Below are 10,767 nucleotides of genomic sequence, written 5' to 3' on the forward strand. Positions count from 1 at the left end.
CCCGATCCATGACGATGACGGTCGAGGAGCGCTGGGCGCAGTTCTTCCGGTACGGCCCGTACGCCCTGCTGGGCCTCGCCACACTCCTCGGAGCCGTGGCCGCCCCCCTGTTGATGACCCGGCGGGAGATGTACGCCGCGGGGGCTCTGCTCCTCGCCGTGCTGGCCGTGCAGGCGTGGTGGTCGCGGGCCGTGCCCCGGCTGCTCACGGCGGCGGCGTCGTCGGCCGAGCCCGATGACGGCGACGGCGACGGCGACGACGACGACGAGCGACGGAAGGCCGACGGTCCGGTGCTGCCCGAGGGGACCACCGCCGGCCGCGTCCACTTCACGCTGCGCACCGCCTTCGCCTTCGCCCTGACCTGGCTCAATCCCTTCTACGCGATCTACGCGTGCCTCAGCTGCTTCGACGCCGTGCAGCTGCTGCCGCCGCGCGCCGCCCGGGCCGGGCTCATGGTCACCGCCGTCACCCTGGCGGGCGCCCAGTCCGGCGGTCTGCCGCCGGACTCACCGGCACAGTGGATCGTCTTCGGCACGATGTTCGTCTTCAACGCGGCCCTCGCCCTCGGCCTCGGCCACCTCGGCGCCAAGGAGACGGAGAAGGCGGAGGAGCGGGCCGAGACCATCTCCGCCCTGGAGAAGGCCCTCGCCGAGAACGCCGCCCTCCACGCCCAGCTCGTCCTCCAGGCGAGGGAGGCCGGCGTCGCCGACGAGCGCCGCCGGCTCGCCGCCGAGATCCACGACACCATCGCCCAGGGCCTGACCGGCGTCATCACCCAGCTCCAGGTGGTCTCCGCCGCCGCCGACCCGGACCTGGCCCGGGAGCATCTGGGCCGCGCCCAGGCGCTGGCCCGCCGCTCCCTGGGCGAGGCCCGGCGCTCCGTGCAGAATCTCTCTCCGGCCGCCCTGGAGCACGACACGCTCTCGGAGGCACTGGAGAAGGCCGTCGGCGAGTGGTCCGAACACAGCGGCGTCACCGCCCGGTTCACCGTCACCGGCACCGAGGAGCCCCTGCACGGCGAGATCGCCGCCACCCTTCTGCGCATCGCCCAGGAGGCCCTCGCCAACACCGCCCGCCACGCCCGCGCCACCCGCGCGGGTGTCACCCTCTCCTACATGGACGACGAGGTCACCCTGGACGTACGCGACGACGGACGCGGCTTCGACCCCCTCGCCGCGGTACCGCGCACCGGCAGCGGCGGCTTCGGCCTCGACGGGATGCGCGCCCGCGCCGAACGCGTCGCCGGCGCCCTCGCCGTCGAGTCCGAGCCCGGTCAGGGCACCGCGATCAGCGCCCGCGTACCGTTGGTGCGCCATGACTGACCCGACCATCACCCTGCTCATCGTCGACGACCACCCCGTCGTCCGGGACGGCCTGCGCGGCATGTTCGCCTCCGATCCCGGCTTCGACGTCCTCGGCGAGGCCGCGGGCGGCGTCGAGGCGGTGGAACTCGCCCAGCGCCTCGACCCCGACGTCGTCCTCATGGACCTGCGGATGCCCGTCGGCGGCGGAGTCCAGGCGATCGCCGAACTCACCCGGCGCGGCGTTCGCGCCAAGGTCCTCGTCCTCACCACGTACGACACGGACTCCGACACGATCCCCGCGATCGAGGCCGGCGCCACCGGCTACCTCCTCAAGGACACCCCCCGCGAGGAACTCTTCGCCGCGGTCCGCGCCGCCGCCAAGGGGCGCACCATCCTGTCGCCCGACATCGCCGCCCGCCTCGTCAGCGCCGTCAGAAACCCTGCCGTCCCCGCGGCCAAGGTGCTCTCGGCCCGCGAGCGCGAGGTGCTCGAACTGGTCGCCAAGGGCACCTCGAACCGCGAGATCGCCCGGGAGCTCTTCATCAGCGAGGCGACGGTCAAGTCCCATCTGACCCATCTGTACGGCAAGTTGGAGGCCAAGGACCGGGCCGCCGCGGTGGCCGCGGCGTACGACCGCGGCATTCTGGGGGGCGGTCCATGACCGGGCCGCCCCGCACGGTCCGCTCGAAGCCCGGCGGCGGCGTCACGGTCGGAGCTTGTTCGCGAACACCCAGCGGTTGCCCGCCAGCGCGTCGTTCCGCTCGGGCAGCGGGCCGCGTCCGTGACGGCGGGTGAATTCGAAGGGGGTGTGGACCGAGGTGGACCAGCCCTTGCCCGCCAGATCGCCCTGGGAGTCGGGGCGCGGCTCTCTGTTGAACAGCTGGAGCAGGTCGATGCCGATCTGCTGGGTCGTCGACGTGTAGATCGGGCTGTCGCGGTACGCCAGCAAGTCCTTTTCCAGCTTGACCTCGAACGCCAGAGCGCTTCCTTCCGTGCTCAACCGGTCCACCGTGTCGATGAGGTACGTCTCGGCGGCGGGCGGCAGGTAGAACAGCAGCCCCTCCGCCAGCCAGACGCTCGGTGCGGCCGGGTCGAAGCCGGCGCCGGCCAGCGCTCCGGCCCAGTCGTCGCGCAGATCGACCGGGACGGGTACGCGGGCCGCCGTCGGGGTGGCCGACACCGCGTCGAGGATCTTGTGCTTGAAGGCGAGGACGCCCTCTCTGTCGATCTCGAAGACCACACAGCCGGAGGGCCAGTCGAGCCGGAACGCCCGTGCGTCCAGGCCCGCCCCGAGCAGGACCACCTGGCGGGCTTCTCCCGTGCGCACCGACCGGAGGAGGAAGTCGTCGAGGACTCTTGTGCGGAGGCCGAAGTACCGCGCGAATCGCCCCCACAGCGGGTTCGCGTCGCCGTCCGGGGCCTGTCGCACACGGACCGGCCAGTCGGCGGACGCGGGGGCGCCGCGAACGAAGTGCTCCGCGTAGGCGTCCTGTGCGAGGGCGTCGTGCCGGTGGGTCTCGATCGCCCGTGCCGCGGCGACCATGAGAGCGGTCAGGCCGACGCCTCCTTCCACGCCTTCCACATCGGTGCTCTCGGGCATGGTGCCGACCACATGTCCTCCCTCGGGAATCACGGAATCAGAACGGGTTTGACCACACGGCCCGCGTCGCAGTCCTGTTCGGCCTCGTTGATGTCGGTGAGCGGGTACGTACGGATCAGTTCGTCGAAGGGGAACCGTCCGGCCCGCCACAGCCCGATGAGCCGTGGGATCAGCACTCCCGGCACCGCGTCCCCCTCGCAGATGTGGGAGAGCCTCCTGCCCCGGTCCAGCGTCCCCGGTTCGAGCGACAGCGCGGTGTGGAGGCGTGCCACCAGACCGAGGTGGCCGGTCGGCCGCAGGGCCCGGAGGGCGTCGTTGATCAGCCGGCCGGAGGCCGTGGTGTCCAGCGCGTACCGCGCCCCGCCGTCGGTCAGCCGCCGGATGCGGCCGGGCAGGTCGTCCGACGAGGCATGCAGGGGAATCGCGCCGAACCGCTCGGCGAGGGCCAGTCGTTCAGGGTGCCGGTCGACGGCCACGGTCACCGCTCCGGAGGCCGTGGCCGCCATGACCGCGGCCAGCCCGACCGCTCCCGCGCCGAGGACCGCGACGGTGTCGCCGGGTCCGGCCCTGAAGGAGTTGAGGATCGCTCCGGCCCCGGTGAGGAAGCCGCAGCCGAGCGGTCCGAGCAGTGCGACGGGGAGCGAGGGGTCGGTACGGACGGCGTTGCGGGCCGGGACCACCGCGTACTCGGCGAACGAGGACTGGCCGAACCACCGGGGGGCCAGTGCGCCCCCGGCCGCGTCGGTGAACCGGGCGGCGTTCTCCTTCCGCCCTCCGAAGAGGTTGAGCGAGGCGAAGGACTCGCAGTAGGCGGGGGCGGCGGAGACACAGCTCCGGCAGTGTCCGCAGGAGTCGAAGCTCAGCACGACGTGGTCGCCCTTGCTCAGACCGGTGTGGGTGCCGCCCGTCTCCACCACGACCCCGGCCCCCTCGTGGCCGAGGACCGCCGGCAGCGGCGAGCGGCTCGCCGGACCCCGGACCGCGAGATCCGTCCGGCACATCCCGGAGCCCGCGACCCTGACCAGGATCTCGCCGTCGGCGGGCCCCTCGTTCAGGACCACCTCCTCGATGGCGAACCGTGCCTCGGGCGAGCGCAGTACGGCCGCGCCGAACCTCATCGCCGCGCCTCTTCCCGTCACGCCTCTTCCCGTCTCGCCTCCTCGCGTCACATCTCCTCCTCGGGGCGGTGCACGACGAACGGCCTGAGGTTCCCGTAGAGCCCCCAGGGGCCGCCCGCGACGCCGACGCCGCTCTCCTTGATGCCCGCGAAGGGCTGGGCGAGGGACAGTTCGGCGTGGTGGTTGATCCATGCCGTACCGCACTCCAGCCTGTCGGCCACCGCCTCCGCCCGGTCGAGATCGGTCCCCCACACCGAGCCCCCCAGCCCGAAGCCGGTGTCGTTGGCCGCCTCGACGGCTCCGTCGAGACTGTCGTACGGCAGCACCGGCAGGACCGGGCCGAACTGCTCCTCCCTCACCACCGGGCTGTCGGGCGGGACATCGGCCAGGATCGTCGGCGCGTAGAAATAGCCCGGCCGGTCCAGCCGGTGGCCACCGGCCGCGGCGCGGCCACCGTCCGCCAGCGCCCGCGCCGTGCAGCGCTCGACCCTGGCCAGCTGGGGGGCGTTGTTGACCGGGCCCAGCTGGGTGTCCGGGGCGAGGCCTGCTCCAACGACGGCGGTCCTGGCGCGCTGCGCGAGTGCCTCGACGACGTCGGAGCAGAGCCGGGCCGGAGCGTAGACACGCTTGACCGCCATGCAGACCTGCCCGCAGTTGCGGAACGCCGACCAGAACAGCCGGTCCGCGATCCGCTCCACATCCACGTCCTCCAGCAGGATGGCGGCGTCATTGCCGCCCAGCTCCAGGGTGACCCGGGCGAGCGAGGCCGCCGCGCCCGCCGCGACGGCCCGCCCGGTGGGCACGGAGCCGGTGAAGGTCACGTGGCGGATCCCCGGGTGGGCGGCCAGACGGGCCCCGAGGGGTTCCCGGCCGGTGACGATCGTCAGCACGTCCTCGGGGAGCGCCGCGGAGACGACAGAGCCCAGCAGCCGCGTGGCGAGAGGGGTGAAGGGGGACGGTTTGAGCACCACGGTGTTGCCCGCGGCGAGCGCGGGCGCGAACTTCGCCGACGCGAGCTGGAGGGGAAAGTTCCACGGGACGATCGCGGCGACGGGCCCGAGCGGTCGCCAGCGGATCTCGCCGCGTACCGGCCGGCCGTCCGCGATGCGCTCGGTCTCGGGGGCCAGCCCCGCGAAGTAGCGCATGCGAGCCGCCGTCCGGGCGATCTCCGCGTACGACTCGGCCAGGGGTTTGCCCTGTTCACGGGTGAGCAGCGGAGCGATGTCCGGCCCGGCCGCCTCCACCGCGTCGGCCGCCGTGAGCAGCGCGGTGGCGCGGGCGGCGGGGTCGGCCCGCCAGCCGCGCCAGGCGTCATGGGACCGGCCGACGATGGCGTCCAACGCGTCCGGCCGCTGGTCGGGGGCTTCCTCGAAGGGCTCGCCCGTCGCCGGATCGACGACGGCGAAGCGCGCGCCGGGAGTTCCGGGTGCTGCGGGCGTGTGACGGGGCTGATGTGCCACCATGCGGGCGGTCAGCTCGCGGCGCTGACGGCGGCCGCGTGTTCCCGGGCGCACCGGTCCATCTCCGCCCGGAAGGCGGCCACCAGCTTCGGCCGAATCCTTCCCGCGTCGCGGTCGCCGCCCTCGCAGACCGCCCCGCGCACCCCCACGATGTCCGTGCCGATGCGGGTCAGCTCGGCGAGGTCTTCCGCCTTCACACTGCCCGCGAGCGCGGCGAGCAGACCGGCCTCGTGCGCCCGCCGGACGAACTCCGCGCAGACCTCCGGCGGCACATGGTCGAACAGCCGCGTCCCGTCCTTGACGGCGGTGTCGAGCATGGCCGCGTCGGAGCCGGAGCGCCGGGCGATGTCGGGCAGGGCCAGCGGATTGACGCAGCCGATCCGGTGCGCGTCGGCATAGCCCGAGGCGACGACGAGCGCGTCCGGCCGATGGTCCTTCACCGCGCGGACGACCCCCCGCATGACATCGACGGCCTGCTCGGGCGTCGTACACCCGTAGAGACCGACCTTGATGTACGTGGCCCCGGAGACAACCGCGCCGAGCGCCGCCTGGGCGACCGTGCCGGGCTTGTACGGTACGTCTCCCACGGTCGCGGACACCGGCTTGTCCGCCGGGATCGCCTCGCGGATCTCCCTGATCACCCAGGGGAAGTTCGCGCCGAGCGAGCCCTCATCGGGTTTCTTGACATCGACGATGTCGAGATGGTCCGCCGCCTTCGCGCAGTCGAGGGCCTCATCGACACTGTCCGGAGAGATGAGAAGCAGCAACGCGGACTCCTTCCACCGCATGTCCACCTGACCGGGGGCAGGTGTGCGGAACCTTATGGATCACTTGCGGACGGCTCATCATCACCTCGGCCCATGACCCCCGGTAGGGCGCGCGCGGATGGCAAGAGGGCGCACATGGGCGTTACTTCGGTGCGCCGTGCGCGCCGGTTCGAACCTCAGGTTCCGCCAACTGTCGGCGGCGGAGACGATCCCTCGTGGCGCTGGGCGCGCCGGATGGGAGAATGGCGGTCACGGAACAGTGACCAAGGGGGCGGCGCGGTGCGGCGGTACGACCGGCTGAAAGAGATCCGGCGCATGGATCCGGAGCGGGACTTCCACGAGATGTACCGGCTCATCGCCGCGTACGAGTTCCCGTGGGACTTCACCCGCGCCCTGGAGCTGGCGCTGTTCCGTACCTACGCGGTGCCCAGTATCGGATCGCTGCTCTTCCGTACCGCGGAGTTCACCGAGCGGACCCAGAAGCGGTACGACGACACCGTCCTGCTGCTGGACGCGGTGGTCGAGCACGGTTTCGCGAGCCGGCGCGGGCGGACGGCGATCCGCCGGATCAATCAGATGCACCGCCGCTACGACATCGGCGACGGCGACATGCGGTACGTTCTGTCCACCTTCGTCGTGGTGCCCAAGCGCTGGATCGACGCCTACGGCTGGCGACGGCTCACCGACCACGAAATGCGGGCCTGCACCGCGTACTACCGGCATCTCGGACAGCACATGGGGATCCCCGACATCCCGGAGACCTTCGCGGAGTTCGAAGAGCTCCTCGACACCTACGAGGCCGAGCACTTCGGCTGGGACGAGGGCGGTCGCGCGGTCGCCGACGCCACACTGGACCTGATGGCCTCGTGGTATCCACAAATACTGGCCCCGGGCGTCCGGGCGGCCGGCATCGCCCTCCTCGACGCGCCCTTGCTCAACACCTTCCGCCTCCCGGCACCCTCCCCCCTGCTGCGCGGCGCGGTCGGCGGAGCCCTTCGGCTGCGCGGACGCGCGGTACGACTGCTGCCGCCGCGCCGGGCGCCTCACTTCGGGCGGCTGAACCCTGAGATCAAGGGGTATCCCCGGGGCTACCGTCTGGCGGACCTGGGGACACACCCGGCACCCGGCATCGGGGCCTGCCCGGTGCCCCACGGTCTCAGAGAAGCGGGACGGGCCGACTAGAGCCTGTCTCACTGATGCGGCGGAGGTGTAACCGACACAGGGCGGAAACTTTAGTTTACATCGACAGTATTGGAAACTACGGTTGTCACATGACGCCCTCTGAGATCACCCCAGAAGAGCAGGCAGAGCTCGACAAGGCCCTGTACGACGCCTTGAATCCCCTGGCCTCGGCCATCCGCTCCCGAGAGACCGGGCTGCCCGCGGACCGTATGTGGGATGCGAATCCCGTCGAAGTGGCGCTGTCCGTCCTGGCCGCTTGGAAGGTGGTGGATGTCGAGATCAAGCGGCTGGCGGAGCGGGCGGCGGCAACCGCCGGCTCCTACGGTGCGAGTTATGAGCAGCTGGGAGCTGTCTGGGGCATCACCCGGCAGGGCGCCCGTAAGAAATGGCCCGACGCCGTCAGTCGCCCGACACCTGCGGCGGCGGGCAGAAGCACACTTGCGCTGTTCGGAGGGACTGCCGAGCTGGTGCAGTCGCCTTCCGGCGATTGGCGCTGGACAGGCAAGGGCGCTGATGGGACATCCGGCACGGTCGCCGATGGGACGCTTTGCACGACCGCGGAAGAAGCAGCGGCCCACGCGGGCGCATTCCTCAAAGAACACGCTCTTGGCATCGGCCATCAGTCCTGAAGCTTCTCTCGTGGGTCATCTGCGGGCCCGGATGAGGATGGCCGCGAGGTGGAGTGCGGCCTGGTAAGCAATCGCGAGCTTGTCCGTTCGCACGGTCGGCCCACGCGACTGTTCGAGCCGGTTGACGCATCGTTTGACCGCGTTGCGCTGCTCGTACGCCTCGGCGTCGAAAGCGGGTGGTCGGCCACCCGTGCGGCCTCGCCGCAGACGGTGGCCGACCTGGTCGGACGGCTGGGGAATGACAGCGCGGATTCCGCGCCGGCGGAGGCGGCTTCGGATCGCGCGGGATGAGTACGCGCGGTCTGCGAGGACGACATCGGTTCGGGTCCTCGGTTTTGCAGGTCCGCTTCGCGGAACACGGATGCCGGCCATGACAGTCTCGAAGGCCGGGGCGTCGCCCGCCTGGCCTGCGGTGCCCCGGAGAGCCAGGGGGCGTGCACGGCTGTCGCCGGCGAGGTGAACCTTCGTACTGAGACCGCCTCGGGAGCGTCCGAGCGCATGGACGTCGGGTTCGGCCCGGCGCCTGGAGCCCCCTTTTCCTGGCGCCGGCGGCATGCTGGTGAGCCCGGCAGACGGTGGAGTTCACCAACACGGTCCAGCCGATGTCGTCAGCACCCTCGGCCGCTGCCAGGACAGCAGCAAAGATGCGTTCCCAAGTGCCGTCCACGGCCCACCGGATCAGCCGTTTGTGGGCTCTGGAACGAACCGGGCTCATCCGGCAGGTCCCGCCAGGGGGCGAGCAGGTTCAGTACTTCCACCTGATGGCCTCCAAGGTTCGGCGGTGATCGGCCCATCGCCGACCGCGGGCCGGATCGGCCGGCATCAGCGGCTCAATCCGGCCCCAGATCGCATCAGTGATCACTAACCGGACAGACACATCCGATCAAATGACCAACCGATCAAAGAGGCACGCTCTAGGGCGTGTGAGGCAAGATGCCTGGCCGGCCGCCGATACGGACCCGGCGGCAACTGACCGACGGCATACGTCGTATCAGGGTGCCCCGGCATCGTCGAGAGCGATCCAGTAGCGGCGCTTGATCCCGTTTTCCGTGCTGCGCACATCTTCGAGGACGCCGCCGTTGCTTTCGATGGTGCGCGCCGAGCCGACGTTGCCGTCGTCACAGGTGAGGAGGACCCGGTCCAGACCGAGCGCCGGTGCCTTGAGCAGAACCGCTCCCAGCGCCCACGAGGCCAGTCCGCGTCTCCTGGCGGAAGGCCGAACGCTGTAGCCGATGTGTCCGCCGCCTTCCAGCAGAAAGGCGTTCAGGTAGTGCCGAAGGTCGATGGCCCCGAGGTACACCTCACCGTCCGCGATCCACCAGTGGGTGGCGTGGACGCGCCCTTCCCCGACGGGCAGCGACCGGTCGGACTGCTGCCGCAGCCGCTCGGCCCAGGAGGCGAATCCTTCTGGGCGGTCGAGGTCGTCGTCACCGACCAGATGCAGGCCGACCCCGTCCTGGTGCGCACCGGGCTGCCACTCGTCACGCGCCGTGAGCCACGAGGAATGCAACCGTCCCGTGGGAGCGATCAGTTCGGGCATGCGTGGGACGATAACATCCGCACCCCTATGTGATCAGGCACTTCGCGCCAGATCGAGAGCCGGCCCGCCGGATGGGGTGCAGGTGAACCAGATCGGGACGAGACCGCCTCATTCCGCCGGGATGGCGACGAGCAGGTCACCGACCGTGCCGTCGGCATTGGGCTGGTAGTACTCGCGAATCGACGCGTCCCACGCCCCGGAGGCGACGCGATCCTCCTCGTCGGGGCCGAGAGCGTCGAAGAGCGCCTGGATATTCGCCGGCGCGAAGCCGATCGCGAGCATCAGCGCGACGAACTCCACCCGCCCCACCCGGCCGTCCCCCCGCAGATCGCCAACGGTGGACAGCGCCCCGGCGAACTCCGCGGCGGCTCCTTCGAACCGCTCCGGCACCAGCACACAGGCCACATACTCGTCGAAGTCGACCCTGCCGTCCCCGTCCGTGTCCAACTCCTCCACCAACGTGTCCCAGTACCGCCGGAACGCCGCCGCCATCGACTCCTGCGCCGCCGCCTCCGCCCCCGGGACCGCGTCCCGTACCCGGTCGGCCATCAGCTCGAAGTCCGCCGCCTCCAGGACCCCATTGCCATTGACATCGAAGAGATCGAAGACGAGCCGAACCCGGTTGAGCGCTTCCGTCCGCATCGGTGGTGCCGCCTTTCATGAGGCTGACATGCCAGGGGGTGGCATGTCGTGAAGCCGCGTTTCCCCCACTGTGGCCCCCACTCCTCGGCGTCTCCCCGGCCCGTGCCCCAATCCACCGAATCGGATGAACCAGGGGTGCGGGGGCATCGAACGGCGCTCGCCTTGATCTCCCGAGCGGCTTGCGGCACGAGCGGCTGGTTTCCGGGGCTGCGGGCTGTCGAACTCTCCAACAAAACCAGCGAAAGGCACTACTGGACTCCATGGTCCCCAAGAATGGCGGAAGGACGATATCGACCAGAGCACGCTAAAGAAACAGGCAAAGCACACCTTTCAATTCACTGGATCATGGACAGACCTGCCCGCCCTACGGTCAAGTGGCCCCTCTCGCCCCGGTCGACAGGATTCAGACCTGTCGACTCCCTCCCTTCAAGTCCTGTATGTCCACCGGGTCGATCGCGCGGCGTGGCCGGTCCGGACCGCCTTGCGAGTTCGCAGAGGATGACATGGTGCAACGTGACCCGGGCC

10 protein-coding genes and 1 pseudogene are annotated in these 10,767 nt (G+C 70.8%); 4 read left to right on the forward strand and 7 right to left on the reverse strand.

Annotated features, from left to right (window positions below):
• Window positions 1–8 precede the first annotated feature (8 nt).
• Complete coding sequence (locus ABD371_RS07885; RefSeq protein ID WP_344474244.1) at window positions 9–1,322, forward strand: sensor histidine kinase; 1,314 nt, start codon at window positions 9–11, stop codon at window positions 1,320–1,322.
• Entirely contained in the window at window positions 1,315–1,965 is a 651-nt protein-coding gene (locus tag ABD371_RS07890; RefSeq protein WP_344474246.1) for a response regulator, read from the forward strand. The genes ABD371_RS07885 and ABD371_RS07890 overlap by 8 nt, the downstream gene beginning before the upstream one ends.
• Before the next feature lie 42 nt (window positions 1,966–2,007).
• On the opposite strand, the gene ABD371_RS07895 is transcribed toward ABD371_RS07890, so the two are convergent.
• The 4 genes from ABD371_RS07895 to ABD371_RS07910 are packed head-to-tail and all read right to left on the reverse strand — an operon-like array spanning window position 2,008 to window position 6,270.
• A complete protein-coding gene (locus ABD371_RS07895) occupies window positions 2,008–2,904 on the reverse strand; it encodes a class I SAM-dependent methyltransferase (protein WP_381734143.1) in 897 nt (298 codons plus the stop codon).
• A 29-nt stretch (window positions 2,905–2,933) separates the two neighbouring features.
• A complete protein-coding gene (locus ABD371_RS07900) occupies window positions 2,934–4,022 on the reverse strand; it encodes an NAD(P)-dependent alcohol dehydrogenase (protein WP_344474250.1) in 1,089 nt (362 codons plus the stop codon).
• Between the two features lie 47 nt (window positions 4,023–4,069).
• Window positions 4,070–5,485 carry an aldehyde dehydrogenase family protein gene (locus ABD371_RS07905; protein ID WP_344474968.1) on the reverse strand — a complete coding sequence of 472 codons (1,416 nt, stop codon included), beginning with the start codon at window positions 5,483–5,485 and terminating at the stop codon, window positions 4,070–4,072.
• An 8-nt stretch (window positions 5,486–5,493) separates the two neighbouring features.
• Window positions 5,494–6,270: a (5-formylfuran-3-yl)methyl phosphate synthase gene (locus tag ABD371_RS07910; RefSeq protein WP_344474251.1), complete on the reverse strand. Its 777-nt coding sequence runs from the start codon at window positions 6,268–6,270 to the stop codon at window positions 5,494–5,496.
• A gap of 294 nt (window positions 6,271–6,564) precedes the next feature.
• Here ABD371_RS07910 and ABD371_RS07915 point away from each other — a divergent pair, with 294 nt between their 5' ends.
• Both ABD371_RS07915 and ABD371_RS07920 read left to right on the forward strand, forming a co-directional pair.
• Window positions 6,565–7,431, forward strand: coding sequence for an oxygenase MpaB family protein (locus ABD371_RS07915; protein WP_344474253.1), 867 nt, complete (start codon window positions 6,565–6,567; stop codon window positions 7,429–7,431).
• Window positions 7,432–7,520: 89 nt separating this feature from the next.
• Window positions 7,521–8,060, forward strand: a complete 540-nt coding sequence (locus ABD371_RS07920) for a hypothetical protein (protein ID WP_344474255.1) — start codon at window positions 7,521–7,523, stop codon at window positions 8,058–8,060.
• Between the two features lie 15 nt (window positions 8,061–8,075).
• Here ABD371_RS07920 and ABD371_RS07925 read toward each other — a convergent pair.
• The 3 genes and pseudogenes from ABD371_RS07925 to ABD371_RS07935 form a co-directional block, all read right to left on the reverse strand.
• Window positions 8,076–8,883, reverse strand: a pseudogene (locus ABD371_RS07925) (IS5 family transposase).
• A gap of 168 nt (window positions 8,884–9,051) precedes the next feature.
• Window positions 9,052–9,600: a GNAT family N-acetyltransferase gene (locus ABD371_RS07930; RefSeq protein WP_344474257.1), complete on the reverse strand. Its 549-nt coding sequence runs from the start codon at window positions 9,598–9,600 to the stop codon at window positions 9,052–9,054.
• 108 nt (window positions 9,601–9,708) lie between these two features.
• Window positions 9,709–10,242 carry an EF-hand domain-containing protein gene (locus ABD371_RS07935; RefSeq protein ID WP_344474259.1) on the reverse strand — a complete coding sequence of 178 codons (534 nt, stop codon included), beginning with the start codon at window positions 10,240–10,242 and terminating at the stop codon, window positions 9,709–9,711.
• Between the last annotated feature and the right edge of the window lie 525 nt (window positions 10,243–10,767).

Source organism: Streptomyces amakusaensis (assembly GCF_039532665.1).
GTDB lineage: Bacteria > Actinomycetota > Actinomycetes > Streptomycetales > Streptomycetaceae > Streptomyces > Streptomyces amakusaensis.